Origin of the sequence: Mycobacterium sp. Aquia_216 (assembly GCF_026723865.1) — a bacterium.
GTDB lineage: Bacteria > Actinomycetota > Actinomycetes > Mycobacteriales > Mycobacteriaceae > Mycobacterium.
Window position 1 is genome coordinate 258754 of record NZ_CP113529.1, and the last position, 17917, is coordinate 276670.

Genomic DNA, 17917 nt, shown 5'->3' on the forward strand with positions numbered 1-17917 from the left:
CACGCTCTCCGGCGACCAAAACGGACGCGTCCGCCGCGGCACGCGCGCATCACCAGATCGGAGTCCGGTGGCTGGCTCGAGTCGCTACTTTTCGGGACCCTTGCGCGGACGATTACCGATCACGCCCTCGGTCCATGCCCGCTCTTCGGTGTAGAGCGAGTCCTCGTCGGCCCCCGCAATGCGCTTGCCTTTGCCGCCGCCTTTATCGCCGTGACCGCCCATCGGCATGCCACCCATTCCGCCACCCATCCCGCCGGCACCCGGCAGTCCCTTGCCCAAGCCCGCGGTCGCTGGCCCGGGACCCGCGGCAGCCGCCGGCCGTGCCGACGACGCTTCGCCTTCTCCGGAGCCTTGCAGCGGCATCTTCGGCATGCCCCCGCCGCCGACGGACGCCGGTTTGATGCCGCCGGCACCGCCCTTCGGCAGACCGGATTTCTGCATCGCCTTGTCCACCAGCGCCTGGGCATCCGGCGTTGGTGGCACTTGCGGCGTGCCGCCCATGCCTGCCGACGGCAGCGTCGGCATGGTGGGCATCATGGGCATGTTGGCAGACGGGTCGGTGGGCACCACCGGCACGTCCGGAACGTCCGGAACATCGGGATTCTCATCGGGTGGCTTGATGACGTAGGCGCCGAAAGGAGCACTCGGATTCAACGGGGGCAAGGGAATTCCGGCCGTCGAAACATACGTCGCTAACGCCGTCTCCGACCTTTTCTGCAGGTCTTTGTACCAGTCCACCGCCATATATAAATATGGACTTTTATTTTGCACGTAGGACCGGTACCAATAATCGCACTGCGATACTTCATAGGACGCGGGGTGTTCGCCCTCCTGCCCCCACTGTATGGGGTTGCCGGCGTAACCGCCTGAAGCCCTCACCCTTTTGTGCGCGTCGGCGACCATCTGGGCCTGTTTAGCCAGCGTCGTGCACTGCGTCACCATGCCGAAAATCCACTGCTTCTGCTGCGCGAAATTTTGCTCGACGGCATCCCTCGCGTCGCCCTCCCACTGCAGAAAGGGCCTGAAGCGGTAGGCCAGCTGCTGGAACTTCAGCTGGTAGCTGTTCCAATCGGAGGCGAATGCCCTAAACGCCGTCCCCTGGTCGGGAAGCTCGATGTCGGTCGCCGCCTGCCTCACCTCGTAGTAGGGGTATTGAAACGGCGGCGGGGGCGGCGGCGGGGGCGGCGGTGCCGGGATGTAGTCCGGGTCGCACAGCAGCCCCACCGTACCGTCGCTGGACAACTTCGCCGATGAGCCGGACGTCGTCCCGTCCATGTTCACGGCGTTGATGTCGTCCGCCGCGCCCTCATCGACCTCTTCGTATGCCTTGGCCGCATTTCGCAGAGATTTCGCCAGCGAGCCCCATTCCCGCTGGCACGCCTGGATGTACAACCGCAACGAGTCGGCGTTGATCGCGATTTGTACGGCAGCGTCACGGACAAATGAGAGGTTGCATGGCGCTTGCGGGTTGCCCAGGGGCAGCTTCGGCAGCGGTGCCTCGATTTCGTCAGCCCTCGCCATGAGTTCTTGGTATTCGACGTTGACCGTCTGCGTCATATCGGCTCATTCTCCTCATGCCCAAGCCCTTGGGCCCGGTAGTCCATTTCTCTGGTGGCGCCAACTCGATCTATAGATAGCGGTGCCGAGAAGTACCAATTGTGTTGTGCCGCAAGACTGCTTGGTCGACACCCGAGTGGGCCCCGGGGTACATCGCCGGGGCGCGACGCTGCCGTCCGTGGCGGCCGGCCCGCATCGCCGTCTCGCCTCTCAGCAAGATGCGGTGCAATCACCGGCCACCTCTTTCGCCTTGCCAGGACATGCGGGCGGGGCAGCGGGGCTCCGACCACGACCGAGTGCAATCGTAATCCACCAAACAGGACCGACGTGCACCGATTTGCGTCCACTCATTGCGGACCCTGCGGTTTCCCGCGGCAATTCTTCGAGACGACGACAGACTCGGATTCGATTGCGATCGGGTTCGGCTTGCTGACATCAGCCGTTAAATTCCAACCCCTGCCCTTCACCCGCGGTCTATGTTTGTCACGTGTGGTCCCGGCGGCTTGCCGTCAATGGTCCGCGCGGAAAAACACTCCATCGGGTTGCGACAGTTCGTCTACGAATTTGCGCCGCCACTCCGGCTCGAAACGGTAGTTTCTCACCTCCTTCTCGGCCCGGTTCGTGATCCACTACAAACCCCTTGGGTGGCACTAACATTCGGCTATCAACTGCCTGCCGACTGAGCACAGTTATCTCCTGATCGCGATATGCCGCGAGACCGGGTAGGGATGGGTATATTCGCATCGCCACACCGATGTGTGTCAATGCAGTATCCGCACCGTCCGCACCACCGGAGACGCCCGCAATCAGGAGGGACACCGCGATGGTAAAGCCGGCGCAGCTCGCGCTCACCGCCATCAAATTGGGCACCCACATCGGCGCCCGCATCGATGGAGTGCGGCTGGCCGGCGATCTCGATCCGAGCGTGGTGGATCAGATCCACGCGACGCTGCTGCGTCACAAGGTGGTCTTTTTCCGGGATCAGCACCACCTCGACGACGACCGGCATTTCGCCTTCGCCAAGCGGCTTGGCGCGCCAATCCGCGTGTTCGGCGCCCACGCCATTCCCGGTGGCCCGCCGGGGGTGTCCCTCGTCGACTCCCGACGGGGCAAGGCGACGCGCTGGCACACCGATCACACGTTCACCCTCAATATCCCAAAGGCCTCGATACTGCGTGCGGTTAGCCTGCCTCGCTACGGCGGATCGACACTGTGGGCATCCACCGCTGCGGCATACGCGGCGCTGTCCGTGCCGCTGAGACACCTGGCCGAAAATCTGTGGGCAATGCACAGCAGCAACCGCTATGACCAGCTCGACTTCGTCGAGAGTGTGGGCTCCGTGCTGACGCCAGGTGGCATCCCCACCTCGTATCACGCGCTGGAGGACACCAACATGCTGAGCAACCAGCTCAGCGCCGCGCGCGAAGAGGAATCCACGTTCCGCGTCGAACATCCGGTGGTCCGAGTGCACCCCGAGACCGGTGAGCGGACCCTGCTGCTCGGGGGATGGGCGCGCGGGTTCGTTGGTCTGGAGAACTACGAATCGCGGGTGTTGCTCGAATTGCTACAAGCCCGTATCACCGCGCCGGAGAACACTATCCGGTGGGATTGGGAAGCGGGCGACGTCGCGATCTGGGACAACTACGCTACCCAGCACCGCGCGGTCGACGACTACGACGACGAGCACCGCGTGATGCACCGTGTCACCCTGATCGGCGACGTCCCGGTGGATATCCACGGGCGACGCAGCCGGCAACTCAGTGGTGGGACACCCGAATCGATTGCGGACTAGAGAGCGGGAATCTGATGTCAGCGGAGATTTCCGGCAGTAGCGGGCGCGCAGCGGCGGATCGCGAGCTCATTGCCTACGAGCTGCACAGCGGGCACGGTGTCGAGTTGGTCCCGGCTGCGCGGCACCGCGGCTGGATGGGACTCGACACGCGAACGATTCGCCAATCGGTGCTTGCCCCTGCTCATGGCCAACCAGGCCGGTTGGCTCGTCGTGAACAACGCGCGTGTCCGGGCGCGCTGGAATGGCGGGGCTGCCGCAGATTCCATCGAGTTCGAATGCGCCGACAATGCGACGACGTTCCGGCCGGCGAGTCACTTCGGGCACGGGATAATTACCTGGAGCCTCCCGTTTCTGTTCCGCACCCCGCCCGGTTTCAATCTGCTGGTCCGTGGTCCGGTCAACTGCCCGAAGCACGGCGTTGCAGCTCTGGAGGGAATCGTCGAAACCGACTGGTCTCCTTCAACTTTCACTATCAATTGGAAGTTCACTCGGCCACGGGTCTGGGCAACCTTCGAAGAGGGAGAGCCGGTCGGCATGCTGGTACCGCAACGACGAGGCGAGCTCGACGAATTCGTCCCCAAGATGGTATCGATCGCGGCGGCGCCCGATGAGTTGAGCGCGGCCTATCACACCTGGTGGCAGAATCGCCGCGCCTTCAATACGGATCTGCAGTATCCGGGATCATTCGCGCGCCAGGCGGGCTGGCAGAAGGACTACTTTCGGGGCAAGCTCCCTGACGGTTCGGCTGCACCGCAGCATGAAACCCGCATGCGTTTACGGTCTTTCGCGCGGGTGGAAGACGAACTCTGCGGACGACCGAGTCCGCCGTACGTCTGATGGACCTCTCCGACCTCGCCGCCTGGACGCCGATCCGGTTGGACTTCTCCGGTCCAGCTCCGGCAGTCTTATGGGCCGACCTTTCGGCGGAGCGGTTCACCGATCCCTTCTTCGACCAGACCGTTGCCCGCTGGGAATCCGGCCCGAATGCCCGGCCACTGGTTCGGACCGGGCTCGACGAGCTCGCAGCCGTCGACAGCGCACCGTCACTCGAGCCGGCGGGCATGATATTTCACGTCTCGCGGTGCGGATCGACACTACTGTCGCGCCTGCTCGCGACACTGCCCGGCGTCGTCGTGATCGCCGAGCCGGCGCCGCTGAACTCGCTGCTGGGGCTCGATCCCGAACACGTCGATCAGGCTGTCCTGGTCAAGGCCGTGCGGCTGTTGGTGCGGGCGCTTGGTCGGTGCCGGCACGGCGACGAGCAGCGGCTCGTGCTCAAATGCACCAGCTGGAACATTCTGCGTCGCCAGGTTCTTGTTGCGGCCTTTCCCGACACTCCGTGGATCTGGCTCCAACGAGATCCGGTTCGCGTCCTGGCCTCGCTCCTCGCCGAACCGCCGGGCTGGCTCGGATCACAGGCCGTTCACCGTAAAGCAGCGCAGCTCTTCGGGATTGATCAGGCGCTGATTCCGCCGATGGGGCGCGCCGAGTTCGCGTCCCGCGCGATTGGCGCGATGCTGGCGGCCGCAGCGGACGAACCGGCGCGACGGCTCGTCATCGACTATGTCGACCTGCCCGATGCGGTGTGGGCTCGCGCGGCACCACATTTCGGGCTCGAGACGAGTCCGGCAGCGATCGCCCGGATGATCCGGCAATCCCGGTTCTACTCGAAGGACCCAACACCTCGGCCCTTTGGCGGCGCTGCCGAAGACCGGCCGGTGTCCGGCACGATGCGGCAGGCCGCAGACCGATTCGCCGGGGCCGGCTATCGCGCACTTGCGTCGGGCGAGCGATGACAAACAAGAAGGGCAGGCCGCTGTGATATGAAGCTCGACATCCACCTGCAGACCCACTCCGACATCAGCGTGCACGGCGCGCATCGCTACGTCGACGCGCCCAAAAGCGAAGTCATGCTTCGCTGTACGCAATCGCTCGTCACTTCGATCAATCACGCCGAGGGCGACATCGTCTTGCGTGTCTTCGATGATCACTCGTCGCCCGAAGTGCTGCCGACGCTGCATCAAATCCTCGAAAAATGCCACCACCCGGTTGAATTCATCGCGCTAGAGGATCGCGGATACAACGCATCCTGTCTCGCCTCGTTTTCCACTGCGCACGACGTTGCTCGCGAGTTGGTTTACCTCGTCGAGGACGACTACTTGCATACCCCGTCGGCGATCCAGGAGATGCTCGACGTGCACCTGCGTTTCCGGGAGCACCTCGGTGGCCGGGAAATCGCTCTGCACCCTTATGACGATCCGAAGAACTATTGGAGCCCGATTTTCAGCCGGGAGGAGTGCCGGGTCGTTTACGGCACCAGGAGACACTGGCGTACCAACACGCACACCACGAACACCTGTTGGGTGGAGGTCGAGACCCTACGCAGAAATTGGGAACTTTTCGAACAGCTCGCCCGTCATTCGAGCACACCGTACGGCCAGCAGCACCATATCTTCGAAGCATCGACGATCAATAAGATCTGGCGCGATCAGGTAACCCTGTTCACCCCGATACCCTCACTGGCACTTCATCTTCAGTACGACGAACACAAGGACCCGTACCTGGACTGGACCCAGTGGTGGCGCTCCGCGGCCTATTGATGCCTCAGGTCTCGCGGCTCTCGAACACGTCACAGTAACTTCGCTGCGCCGCCGACTTGAACTGCCGATACAGCTTGAATTTGACCTCGCCGGCCCGCAGGCGCGCGAGAAGCCGCTCGAGCCCATCGAACAGATCGTCGTACTGCTCGTCGAGCACCGCAAGGCGCGCGGCGGGCTCGTCCGCTCGATTCGTGTGCACGATCCGCAACGCAAGTACGGAAAGCCGGTCAACGATGGTGCCCGGGGATTCGGTGTGCAGCGGCGCGCTCGGATTCAGATTGACGCGATCCAGCAGGGTCACATCGATGTCCTCGATGGCGGCATTCCGCTGGGCATTGACGTCGTCGATGCAACGCTTCGTGCGTGCCACCTCGTGGTCGTCAGCGCCAGGCCGGCGAACAGCGTCTTCGTGATGCCACAGCGCGAAGTTCAACGCGTGCAGATGCAGCGCCTTCGCCGCGAGACTGCCGATAGCCGACGAGTCGGCCGGCTCTTCGGAGTGCCACAATACGGCGCTGTCGTGGAACTGACGCACGGCAAACAGGAGATCTCGTTCAGACATGTTCTCCGATAAGCTCTTCCATTGCCTCGAGCACCTCTTCCACGGTGATGTCCGACATGGTGGTCTTCTCGACATGCCGGTGCGGACCGAATCTGAACCCCCATAACTCCGGCCGGGTGGGACCGAAAAGGCCGACGCCGGGCACCTTCGCAAGATCGGCGGCGTGCAGCATGCAGGAGTCGACCCCCAGGAAAAGGTCGGCGTTGGCGACCACGCCCAGGGCGAGGTCCAGTGGTAGCCCGAGGTAAGGAATTACGCGATCGCGCTCGCGCCCAACGTTGAGTTCCTCGTCTCCCATCCCGACCACCCAGGCCACAAAGTCGCGGTGACGTGACAAGAACCGGTCCAACACGTCGATGAACCTGGTTGCGGGCCAGCGCTTCTCCGTCCAGCCGGCATCGGCGTGCACCACCAGCACCTTGATTCCGCCAGGCACGGCAGCCCGCATTGATCGCGCCTGCTGTTCCACCGACGGCGGGAGAGGCACGGCTTGTGCATAGTCTTCGATTTGCAGCGACGGATCGAAAAGCCGGGCGAGTTTGAACGTCAGGTCGGCCGAGTGCGGGAGATCCCTCGGGACGATGATGTCGTAGTCGTCGTCGGTCGGGAAACCGATACTCGTCGTGGGGGCGAGGCGTCGCCACAAGGGACGAATGAAAGTGTTCGACGGTATGTCCCACGGAACCGCGTTGATGAACACATCGACCGTGCCGATGTCGGCAACCAGGTCTTCGTAATCGAGGATTCTGCGTGCGTGCGGCCCGATCGGCGGTCCGGCCGGGGCGATGCCGGTGATGTCGATCAAGCGTGGACTGACCGCATGGAAGCACAAGTCGAAGGCGAACTTCGGACAGATCAATGTCAGTGGCGCGGTGAACATTTCAGATAACGCACGCAGTGCCGGCAACGTCAGGATCGAGTCCCCGATCAGGGTGGAGAAATACACGGCAGGGGTGGGCGCCTGCAGCATGTTGTCGAGCACGTCAGCCTCGATGCTTGACGTGTGGCCGCGCCGTAGGACAGTAATTTCGCTCAACCTCGTCCAACCTCCAGCGAGAGCTTAGACGGCAAGGCGGTAGCGTCGCAGCACAAAGTCATCGGCTTCGCGGGCAGTCAACAAGCTCCTCCATCGCATCCAGGGCCGCTTGGACGGTGATATCGGCCATCGTGCTCATGTCGATGTGCCGGTGTGGTGCGAACCTGAATCCCCATTCCGCGGCGCGCGTTGGCCCGAAAAGCCCCACGCCGGGCACTCGCGCCAGATCGGCGGCGTGCAACATGCTGGAATCGATTCCCACGAAAAGGTCTGCGGTGGCCACCAGCCCCATCGTGAAGTCAAGTGGCAGACCGAGACGCGCGAACACGCGGTCGCCGTGCCGCCCGACGTTGAGTTCCTCGTATCCCATCCCGACCACCCAGGTCAGGAAGTCGGGGTGGCGCGACAAGAACCGGTCCAGCAGATCGATGAATCTGGTAACGGGCCAGCGCTTCTCCATCCAATTGCTGTCCGCATGCACGACAAGCACTTTGACCCCGGCGGGAACCGCGGCACGGATCGATCGTGCCTGCTCCTGCACGGCTGCGGGTATGGGCAGTGGCTGGGCGTAGCTTTCGATGTGCAGCGACGGATCGAACAGCTGGGCCAACCTGAACGTCGAGTCCGCCGAATGACAGTCGCCCTTGGGGACCACGATGTCGTGGCCGACGGTCGTGAAGCCGATGCTCGTCGTGGGCGCCAGGCGTTGCAGCAGCGGTTGAACGACGACGCTGGACAGCGAGCTCCACGGCAGAGTGTCGATGAAGACATCGACGGGACCGATCTCCGACGCCAGTGCGTCGTAATCGAGGGGCCGCTCGGGTCCTCCCGGCAGTGGCGGCGGTCCCGTCAGGGGCAGCCCCGTGACATCGACAAGCCGCGGGCTTACCTCCCGGAAGCACAGGTCGAATGCGGCCTTGGGGCAGATTAATGTGATTGGGGCACTGAACATTTCGCCCAGAGCGCGCAGCGTCGGCAGCGCCAGCACGGCGTCGCCCACATTGGTGACGAAACAAAACGCGGGTCTCTCCGCCTGCAGCAAATCGCTTAGCGTCATCCTCGGACCTGCTCAGTTGTAGCCGAGGCGCTGTGCCAGGGCGTCGACCTCGGACCAGGTTGGATCGTCGGCGTCGATGCGGTCGCGGGCCGATGGCACCTGGCGCAGTGGCGCAAGGTTGCCGACCTTCCAAGGCAGCGGGGTGCCGCGCCGAAAGAATTGGTTGTCGCCGGCGGTTTCCGGGGCGCTGTAGGACAGCGGCCCGGCGCTGTCGGAAAAGCTGAGGCCCCAACTGCCGCAGGCGGCGTCGAGCGTCTCCTTCGGCCGGGCGGCGAAAGCCTCGTAGCGCAGCACCACCAAGTCGGCGTCGTCGGCCGTCAGCGGCTCCAGGCAACTCTGCAAGAGCGCGAAGGCTTCGGCGACCGTGTCCTTGATCCAGAAATCCACATCCATGCGTGCGGGTGAATCTCGGTGCAGCAGATAGGAGTTCACCACCTGACGTGGATCGCGAAGGACGAAGAGGATGGCCGACTCGGGAAAGCATCGCCGGAGATGGTCCAGCCGCGTCGCATATCGCGGGTTCTTCTCACCCCAGATCGTGCAGGGGCGCGCGATTTCGCTCATGATCGCCCGCAGGGCCCCGGCTGGGTCGGCAGTTTCCTGCGCGCTGCGGCGGTAGGCCTGGTAGACGTCGCGCTCAAGCAGGAAGGCCGCCAAGGTGCCGACAATCGACCCGCGGTCGACCTGGATCAGATCGATCTCGTCGAAGATCTTGATGTCCTCATGGTGGTTGAGGTACTGGGTGACGATGGTCAACCCGGACCTCGGCGGTCCCACGACGAACAACTGCACGGCTCGACCGTATCCCCTGGACGACAAGCGGGTCGTGGCAAGACAATCACGCCGCGGCGTGAAACTCGTCCGCCTAATCCTCGGCCGTGATCTTCTGCAACGAATCGACGATCTTGGACAGCGCTTCAAGAGTCTGCCCGTACGTGGCATCGAGGTCGGCCGACGCTTCCGCGTTCGCCTTCAACAGCGCCTCGTTGATGCGCTCCTCCACCGTTTCGGCACCCAACCGCAGCAACCCGTCCTCGATATGCAACTGCGTCACACACCGGCTGCCGTTGATGACCACCTCGACCGTCTCGGTCTCGTCTTTGGCGGTGAAGAATCCGGCGCCCATGTGCTTCAGCGTGCCCTCGAGGACATCGTTGAACTTCTTGAATTCGCCCATGACCGCAGTGGCCTGCGGGTGCTCTTGTGGTTGCACTTCGGATCGTCCTTCGCGTCGGGGATAGCCAGGGTGCCTGGGCGATCACCTTCGCCGCGGCAGGCCTTCAGTCTAAGGCGGCGCGAGGTACCCCGATGACAGTTAAATTCTTGTTCATCTGGCTCGAACCGAGGTCGTCAGGAACCGTCCCGCCTACCCGGAAGCGCAGTCAGATAGCGGCTTTCCTCGGGCTGGGCAATCGGTTGGATCGGCAATTGGCGATGCCGCGGGGTGCTGATGACGTTGTTGCGCAGGATTACCCGATCAACGCTGGAATGCCGGCCCAGATACGTCGTCGCATTCGGCCACACCACCTTCACCTCCGGCCCGATCTGCGCACCGATCAGGTCGGCGAATTCCTGGAATTGCGGTGCCAGGGTGACGATTCCGCCTGCCGCCGCTGCACGGACGGTGAACTGCATGAATACGCGGGCATCACCGAGGTTGATGCTCGCATCGACATCGTCGAACGGCATATAGACCGGATAGTGGCTCGACGTTTCGCCGACCAACACGCCCGCTGAACCGATCGGCAGCTGCCAGTGGTGACCGGAGACCACGGTCTGGCCTTGCAGCGCGGCGCGCTGGCCGCCGGACACGCACGCAAAACCCCGTGGCCGTGTCGGCTTGTGCGCCGTGGTCAGCAACACCGTGGACCACGGCGCCTTCCCGGGAACGATCCGGACCCTGGTGATGGTGTGGTCGGCGGGTGCCGACCACCACACATCCGGTCCGCCGGGTGCGGTGTAGGCGGCGGTGAAGTTGTCGCGCCCCTTGATCTTCGACCACTTCTCCCGCACGAAGCTGATCTCGGTGGCGCGGTCGAAATCGTCGAAGCTGCGCGCACATTCCGCGTCGACGCCACCGCTGGCCAGCCGGTCGGCAATCCGCGTGGTCGACGCGACAAGGTAGCGAGCGACCCCCGCGGCGCCGTCATCGCGCCGCAACGCCGACTTGGCGGCGCGCCGCGGGTCGGCACGCATCACGATCCAGGTCCGGCGGTGCGCCGGGGCCGGATCACGCCCGATCACTTCCTGGTACACGCTCTGCACATCCGCGGACGCCGTCGTGCCGACCCGGTAGCCGGCGGACACGACGTCAGCCTCCAAGTCGGGGCAGTGCACCGACAGCAGTTGCTCGAGCAGCCGAGTGTCGACGACGTCGTCGGTGTTGGCCTGCCCCTCGACGATGACCGTCGGCGTGAACGGCCGAGGGATGAGTTCGATGAGGGCGACCAGGTACTCGCCTTGCCAGCGCACCGCGACGTGATCGCCCGGCAACACGGTGGCACCGACCTCAGGCTCCGAGGGGGGTTCGGGAGCCCTGCGGTGTCGCAGCAACCAGGCGAACATTGCCGCCACCCAGCCGGTGAGCCGCCGGCCGCGGAACGTGACGATCGCGACCACGGCGCCCACTGCCACCAGCGTCGGGCCCGCCCACTCGTAGCGCGTGCCCATGAACAGCAGGATGCACAGCGGGGTCAGTGCCGCCGCCCACATGGCGTGGCCGCTGCTCAACCGGAGGCGTAGTGATTGCATGAGTCTCGTCAGTGTCGTTTCAGGGCGAGCCCGACCAATGCGGCCAATCCCAGCGCGACGACCAAACCCATGACCCCCATCGTGACAGCGTCGATCGGCCCGTGATCGGGACCCGGTACCGGCACCGGGGGTTTGATTGCTTGCACGGGGTAGTCGTTCGGTGCCGAGTTGGGGGGGATGTCCCAGGTGAGCGCCGCGACCGCATCGATGATGCCCGCGCCGACGGCATCGTCGACGCCGCCTCCGGGGTGGCGTGCGGTCGCGGTGATCCGGTGCATGATCTGCGCGGGCGGCAGGTCGGGGAACCGCTGTCGCAGCAGCGCCGCCAGACCGGAGACGTACGCCGCGGCGAAGGACGTTCCGGCGATCGGCACCGGACCCTCTTTGCCCGACAACGCGTCCACCGGGTCGCCGCCGGGGCCGAGCGCGACGACGTTGTCCGCCGCCGCCGCTACGCTCACCCACGGTCCGTGCATCGAGAACTCGCTGGGTGCGCCGTTTTGCCCGACGCCACCGACGGTCAGCACCAGCGGTGCGTACCACGCCGGAGTGACGATCGTCTGAACCCCTTGCCAGCCGCGGGGATCGGAGGGTATGGACAGGTCGGGCGGCGGGTTCTGCGCGCAATCCCCACCGACGTTGCCGGCCGCGACCACGACCACGGCGCCCTTGACGTTGACCGCGTAATTGAGCGCGCCCCCCAAGGTGGTCTCGTCGACCTGCTTTTTGGCTTTGAAGCAGGCGGCCTCGCTGATGTTGATCACTCCGGCGCCCAGGTTGGCGGCGTGCACCACCGCGCGGGCCAGGCTGCGGACCGAGCCTGCCGCCGGTGTGGAGTTCGGGTCGCCTTGCTCGGGTTGGGAATCCTTCGGCTCGAAGGCCTCCGACGTCTGACGCACCGAGATCAGCCGCGCATCCGGTGCGACGCCGACGAACCCGTCGGTGAGCGCGGGCCGCGCGGCGATGATCGACGCGGTGAGCGTCCCGTGCGAATCGCAATCGGAGAGCCCGTCGCCGTCTTTGACGACGAAATCGCCGCCCGGCTCCGCGGGGACGCGGGGTGAGACATCCACACCGGTATCGATCACGGCAACGGTGACACCCGCACCGGTGGCGAACTTCTGGGCCTGCGTGATGCCGAGGTAGGTGTTGGGCCACGGCGCATCGTGGAAATTTGTGCCGGGCAGCGACAACGGCGCCTTACAGACGCGCTTCTGTTCGAGGGGCTGATCCGGCCCCGTCACATCGGGTGGAACGGCGGCCGAATCGATCACCGGCGGGGCAACCGCGACGGCGGGAGGTGCGCTGATGATCGCGAGCGTCAAGGCCACCGTGATCAGAAAGATACGGTGCACCGCCGGACACTCCATTCGCTAAGCCATGCTTCGCCACCGCGCTACCCCGGTCGCGGGCCTGCGTGCATCTTAAACTTTCCGATCGGATCGACAACGCGTTTCCTGGAACGCTCGCCGCGCCGACGCTGAGCAAATCCGCTCGTGCCTGGGGCCTGGTCAAAGCACTATCGGCACATGCTTTTCCGTGCACGCGTCTTTGACCGCCGCAACGATGTCCTGGGTACGTAGCGTCTGCAGGTCCTCCACCGTCACCGAGCCTTTGTCGACGCGATGCTGTGCGGCCACCCGCGAGTCGCGCAGTCGCTCCGCGCGCTCGACGACATTGCGCGCGAACCGACCGTTGTGCATGGCGTCGATGCCGTGCTGGCCATCGGGTGCACGGTAGGCCCGCAGTGTCACGCATGCGGCGTTCAGCGCCTCGGCGGTGGCAGGGTCGAGAACCGTCGCACGCGGCTGCCCGTAGCGGATCGCGATTTGCACCAACTCGTCGGGGGTGTAGGACTCGAACCGCAATTTGCGGTTGAACCGGCCCGCCAGACCCGGGTTGACGGTGAGGAATTCGTCGACTTCCTTTTCGTATCCCGCGCCGATGAAACAGAAGTCGAACCGGTGCACCTCGAGTGCCACCAGCAACTGGTTGACCGCCTCCATGCCGATCATGTCCGGCCGACCGTCCTGGTGGCGTTCCACCAGTGAGTAGAACTCGTCCATGAACAGGATCCGGCCCAGCGACCGGTTGATCAGCTCGTTGGTCTTCGGTCCTGACGCGCCAATATGCTCCCCGCAGAAATCGGCCCGCTTGACTTCGATGATCTCCGGGTGGCGCACGATGCCCAACCCGGCGTAGATCTTTCCCAACGCCTCGGCAGTGGTGGTCTTACCGGTGCCGGGCGGTCCGACCAGCAGCATGTGGTTGGTCTGGTTGGCCACCGGCAGGCCCGCCGCCAGACGGAGCGCACGAACCTCGATCTGGTCCTCCAGTTCGGCGACCGCGCGCTTGACGTCGGCCAGCCCGACCTGATTGTCGAGTAGCGCGCGACCCTCCTGCAGGAGTTCGGTGCGCCGCTCTTCGTTCTCCTCCTCTTGGCGCTGCTGCTCCGAGACCTCGGTCGTCACATCCCATTTGTTGGTGCGGGAACCGATGGCGTCCTCGTCGGTGACGACCAGCTGCAGCGCGGGGTCGCCCAGCGCTTGCTTGGCAGGCTCGATCAATGCGCCGTTGATCGTCGCCTTGGAGAGCCAGATCTGCGCCGTGGACTCCTCGCCGAGCTGGCGATGCGCCATCCCGCGCACATAGGCAAGGTCGGCCGCGATCAACGGGAAGTCACTGGGATCGACTGCGGTGACGGCGGTTTCGAGATGGGAACGACGTGCCTCGGTCGGCCCGCCGTATCCGGCGCGTAGCTCGACTCGGTCGGTCCATTCCAGCGCGACCCGCGCCTGACCGAGATGTGCCGCAGCGTGCGCTGCCAGCGTGCAGGTGGCCGCCGTGACCGCGGACATGATGATGGCCTGCGGTGGCAAGATGGCCGCTGCCACCGAGATGACGTCCGGCCACCGTTGCGTCGCGAACATCAGATAGGACTCGACGTACTGCTTCCACTGGTGATTTTCCCAGGTGTCCAGCAGCGACGAATCCGCCAGCAGCGCCTCGGCTTTCTCGTACTGGCGATCGTCGATGAGGGCGCTGGCCAGCGCCAGGCCGGCATGCGAGGCCTCGGTCACCGAAATCGATAGATACGGACCGGCTTTGATCGGGGCCGACAGGCGGGCACCCAGCCGGTTGGTCTCCCGGTGCAGCCGGGCCCCGTAGGTGTAGAGCTGTTCGACGGTCGACAATGCCTCGTCACCCGCGGCAATACGGCCCAGCCAGGCGTCTGCCATCGACGGGTCGACCTCGGTCGCCTCCCGAAACCGCGCGGCGGCCGAGGCGACGTCGCTGTCGAGCAACGCCATCGCCGCATCGAAATACTTGCGTGCGGCGGCCGGCGTGGTGCTGCTGGTCATGGGGTGTCCACCGCTTCGAGATCAGGGGTTCGCAAAGTCATCGGTTCCGACGATACGTATCTATTCTCGGCGCGGAACAGCTCCACCTCCACCGAATGCACGTGAGGGCCGGCCGCCACATCCACCGTCGCGGGGCCCGTCTGAGTGATCAATACGTTGGCGGTCCCTCGATAGGGCTCACCCGGCCCTCCGACAGAAATCAGGGTGTTCGGCCGCGGCGCCGGCGACATGCTGCCGTCCACAATGCTGACCGTGGTGCCGGACACCGGCTTCGGCTGGTCGGTGACGACGATTTCCGGCATCCGAACGCTGGCCCACCGCTGCATGTTTCGAGTGTGCACCGTAATCCGCTCGCCGGCGCCGGCCAGGCGGATGATGAAACGCTTGGCCAACGCGTCCTCTGCGGCGATGTGCACCCGGCTGAACTCTCCGGCGTCGTCGAGCGGCAGCATCATCCGGTTCCCACCGGCGACCTTGCCCAGCAGCACACCCGACGGTCCGATCGGAATGACGAGCGGACCGTGCAGCACCCCACGGCGGATGCCGCGCAGCGCCGGCAGCGGACCACACAGGCTGGCGGCGACCGCCTGTGCCTGCTCACCGTGCAGGGTTCGCAATCGCATACTCAACGACGCCGTCGGTGGTTGGGCGCTGCGCACGGTGACGGTTGCCGTGGCCGTGCCAGGTGCTGTTTTGGAGCCGAAAAGCGTGACGTTCTGCACGATCCCGTCGACGCGCGCCGACCATGCTTCCGCCAGCTTCTCCGACGTGATGTCGCCGGGGCGATACCAGTAGGTGGTCAACCAACCGTTGTCGCCGCGCACCGATCGCCACCGCCGATTGAGGACATCCAGCGCTGAGCGGCCCAACCGCCGCTCCATCTCGACGATGTCGGTGGCCGTCGCGACCTTGGCGCGAATACCGTGCTGGCGCATGGCCGCACTGATTCGCTGGGCGGCCGCGAGCGTCGCGGTGCCGACCGAAGTACGCCCGCGCAGCGCCTCGGCATTGTCCAGAGCCGAAATGCGTACGATGAGCCAGGTTTCGCGCTGGCCCGCATAGGGTGGCGTGCCGATCAACGTGTCGTACACCCGCGAGTAGTCACCGGTGCTGCGCCGGCGCGCCCCCGCGGTGACGACGCTCAGGGAATGCAGGGTGAGCCCCAGGCTCTGGTGCAGCAGTGGCAACAGCTCGGTCACGTCGAACGAGTTGCCGGTGTAGGTCGCGGTCGACCCGGTGAACAACGTTGGCGTATGGGCCTTCCCGAGCAGCTGGACCGCGGCCACCGCGACGCCGTCCTGGTACCGGATGCCGCCGCCGGCGCGGTCGTTGGCCACCGTGAGCGGCTCGGTCCACCACATCGGCCGACGGCGCCGCAACCACAGCATCAGCCAGGACCACACCGGCTGGCCCCGCCAGCGGATCACGCCGACGGCGACTCCGATCACCAAACCCGCTGCCGCACCCGGGTATCCAGCAACCGCCCAGCCGAGTACAGCGGCGGCAAAGATGGCGACGATGATCGTCAGCTTCGTGGCGGCAGTCATCGCTCGCGCCGTGCTCGCACGATCAACGACACCACCGCGATAGCGGCCGCCACCACGCCGGCGAAGACCAGCGCCACGTCGCGGGCGCGGTGATCCGGTGGCGGTGGCGGCGGTGCCGGGTGGATGATGCGACTGGCAGCGGCCGGTGGAAGTCGTTCCCCCGCAGGCACATCGAAGGTCAGTGCGGCCACCGGATCGACCACGCCGTAACCAACCTGGTTGTCGACTCCGCGCGGTGGATTGTGTGCCGTCTGCAGAATCCTGTTGATGATCTGGTGCGCGGACAGTGCCGGATATTTGGCTCGCACCAACGCGGCCACCCCACTGACATATGCCGCGGAAAAGCTGGTGCCCCAGAACGGCATGTTCTTCTCACCCGGCCGGATCGGCGGGTAGGCGTTCGCCGGTCCGCCACTCTCCGGCGACAACCCGATGATCCCGACACCCGGGGCAGCTGCGGCCACCCAGGGTCCGGCCAGGCTCTTGCTGATCGGTGCGCCGGTGTTGTCGACCGCACCGACCGACAACACATAGTCGGAGAACCAGGACGGTGACGACACCGTCTTGACTTGGTGCCAGTCGCGCGGATCGGACGCGTTCAGCGGGTCGAACGACGGGTTTTGGGCGCAGCCGTCTTCGCTGTCATTGCCGGCGGCGGCGACGATGACGGCGTCCTTCACCGTAGCGGCATACCAGACGGCAGCGCCGATGGCGCCCTGGTCCAGCGGGTCGGCGGCCGAAACACATGCTGTCACACTGATATTGATCACCTTGGCGCCCATGTTCGCGGCATGCACGATGGCGCTGGCGAGCGTGGCGATGGTGCCGGCCTTCTTACGCCCCTCGAAGTCGCCGCCGCCGGGATTCACCGGTTCGAAGGCCCGCGAGGACTGGCGGATGGAAATGACGACCGCGTGCGGCGCGACACCGGCGACCCCGTCGGGCGCGCCGGGGGGCGGTGCTGGCACCTCCGGATCGTCAGGCTGGCCGGGCGCGGGATCGCCCGGCCCATTCGACGGCACGTCGGGTGGGGGCGGTGGTGGCGGCGCCGCGGGCACGGTTTGGGTGATCGTCACCGGCGAGGGTGGTGGCGGAGGTGCGGGCGGCGGCGGTGGCCCGCCGGGTGGCGGTGCTCCCGCATCGGACGGCGGTGGGCCCGCCGGCGGTGGAAAGGCCGGAACGGCCGGCATCGGCGCGGGCATCGGAGTGCCTTGCGGCGCAGCGCCAATCACCGAACCCACAATGGTTCCGTGCGCGTCGCAGTCGGACAGGCCGTCGCCGCCCATGATGTAATCGCCGCCCGCGACCACCGGCAGCCGCCGACTGGGATTGATGCCGGTGTCGATCACCGCTACCGGCACCCCGTTGCCGGTGGAGAACTGCCAGGCCTTGCTGACGTTCAGCATCGTGAACCCGGGCGCGGGCAGGGCCACGTTCGGATCGACGACGGTGATCGTTCGTGCGCATGCGAAACTCTGCCGCATCGGCTGGTCGGAGGCCGGCTTGCCATCGGCCGGGACCCGGCCGGGATCTACCACCGGCGGCGGAATCGCTTGCGCTGCGGGAAGGCCCGCAATCAACGCAACCAGCAGACTCGTCAACGCCGTTGCGGCGACCCGCTGGGTCAATGCGCGAGCGGTGAGCGCCATCCGG

15 protein-coding genes are annotated in these 17917 nt (G+C 65.5%); 4 read left to right on the plus strand and 11 right to left on the minus strand.

Annotation, left to right across the window (positions count from 1 at the left end):
• Positions 1-84: 84 nt before the first annotated feature.
• Positions 85-1557 (minus strand): PPE domain-containing protein, encoded by a 1473-nt coding sequence (locus OK015_RS01245; protein ID WP_268128637.1) that lies wholly within the window; start codon positions 1555-1557, stop codon positions 85-87.
• Between the two features lie 823 nt (positions 1558-2380).
• On the opposite strand from OK015_RS01245, the gene OK015_RS01250 reads away from it, so the two are divergent.
• From OK015_RS01250 to OK015_RS01265, 4 genes are all read left to right on the plus strand, one after another.
• The gene (locus tag OK015_RS01250) at positions 2381-3349 is read left to right on the plus strand and encodes a TauD/TfdA dioxygenase family protein (protein ID WP_268128638.1); all 969 of its coding nucleotides are present in this window, start codon (positions 2381-2383) and stop codon (positions 3347-3349) included.
• Between the two features lie 183 nt (positions 3350-3532).
• Positions 3533-4186, plus strand: coding sequence for a DUF6065 family protein (locus OK015_RS01255; RefSeq protein ID WP_268128639.1), 654 nt, complete (start codon positions 3533-3535; stop codon positions 4184-4186).
• Positions 4186-5145, plus strand: a complete 960-nt coding sequence (locus tag OK015_RS01260) for a hypothetical protein (protein WP_268128640.1) — start codon at positions 4186-4188, stop codon at positions 5143-5145. The genes OK015_RS01255 and OK015_RS01260 overlap by 1 nt, the downstream gene beginning before the upstream one ends.
• Positions 5146-5172: 27 nt before the next feature.
• On the plus strand, positions 5173-5949 hold the full coding sequence (locus OK015_RS01265; protein WP_268128642.1) for a hypothetical protein: 777 nt from the start codon (positions 5173-5175) through the stop codon (positions 5947-5949).
• A gap of 4 nt (positions 5950-5953) precedes the next feature.
• Here OK015_RS01265 and OK015_RS01270 read toward each other — a convergent pair whose 3' ends face one another.
• The 10 genes from OK015_RS01270 to mycP (OK015_RS01315) all read right to left on the minus strand — a co-directional run bounded on the left by OK015_RS01270 (position 5954) and on the right by mycP (OK015_RS01315) (position 17913).
• Positions 5954-6511, minus strand: coding sequence for a DUF4254 domain-containing protein (locus OK015_RS01270; protein ID WP_268128643.1), 558 nt, complete (start codon positions 6509-6511; stop codon positions 5954-5956).
• Complete coding sequence (locus OK015_RS01275) at positions 6504-7547, minus strand: glycosyltransferase family 9 protein (protein WP_268128644.1); 1044 nt, start codon at positions 7545-7547, stop codon at positions 6504-6506. Before OK015_RS01275 ends, OK015_RS01270 begins: the two co-directional genes overlap by 8 nt.
• A gap of 58 nt (positions 7548-7605) precedes the next feature.
• A complete protein-coding gene (locus OK015_RS01280; RefSeq protein WP_268128646.1) occupies positions 7606-8604 on the minus strand; it encodes a glycosyltransferase family 9 protein in 999 nt (332 codons plus the stop codon).
• A 12-nt stretch (positions 8605-8616) separates the two neighbouring features.
• The gene (locus OK015_RS01285; protein ID WP_268128648.1) at positions 8617-9396 is read right to left on the minus strand and encodes a sulfotransferase family protein; all 780 of its coding nucleotides are present in this window, start codon (positions 9394-9396) and stop codon (positions 8617-8619) included.
• A 73-nt stretch (positions 9397-9469) separates the two neighbouring features.
• The gene (locus OK015_RS01290; RefSeq protein WP_326498510.1) at positions 9470-9817 is read right to left on the minus strand and encodes a YbaB/EbfC family nucleoid-associated protein; all 348 of its coding nucleotides are present in this window, start codon (positions 9815-9817) and stop codon (positions 9470-9472) included.
• A 137-nt stretch (positions 9818-9954) separates the two neighbouring features.
• Positions 9955-11355 carry a type VII secretion protein EccE gene (gene eccE, locus OK015_RS01295; RefSeq protein WP_268128650.1) on the minus strand — a complete coding sequence of 467 codons (1401 nt, stop codon included), beginning with the start codon at positions 11353-11355 and terminating at the stop codon, positions 9955-9957.
• 8 nt (positions 11356-11363) lie between these two features.
• On the minus strand, positions 11364-12710 hold the full coding sequence (gene mycP, locus OK015_RS01300) for a type VII secretion-associated serine protease mycosin (RefSeq protein WP_268128651.1): 1347 nt from the start codon (positions 12708-12710) through the stop codon (positions 11364-11366).
• 156 nt (positions 12711-12866) lie between these two features.
• Complete coding sequence (eccA, locus tag OK015_RS01305; protein ID WP_268128653.1) at positions 12867-14717, minus strand: type VII secretion AAA-ATPase EccA; 1851 nt, start codon at positions 14715-14717, stop codon at positions 12867-12869.
• Positions 14714-16264 (minus strand): type VII secretion protein EccE, encoded by a 1551-nt coding sequence (eccE, locus tag OK015_RS01310; protein WP_268128654.1) that lies wholly within the window; start codon positions 16262-16264, stop codon positions 14714-14716. The genes eccA and eccE (OK015_RS01310) overlap by 4 nt, the downstream gene beginning before the upstream one ends.
• Entirely contained in the window at positions 16261-17913 is a 1653-nt protein-coding gene (gene mycP, locus OK015_RS01315) for a type VII secretion-associated serine protease mycosin (protein ID WP_268128656.1), read from the minus strand. The genes eccE (OK015_RS01310) and mycP (OK015_RS01315) overlap by 4 nt, the downstream gene beginning before the upstream one ends.
• Positions 17914-17917 lie beyond the last annotated feature (4 nt).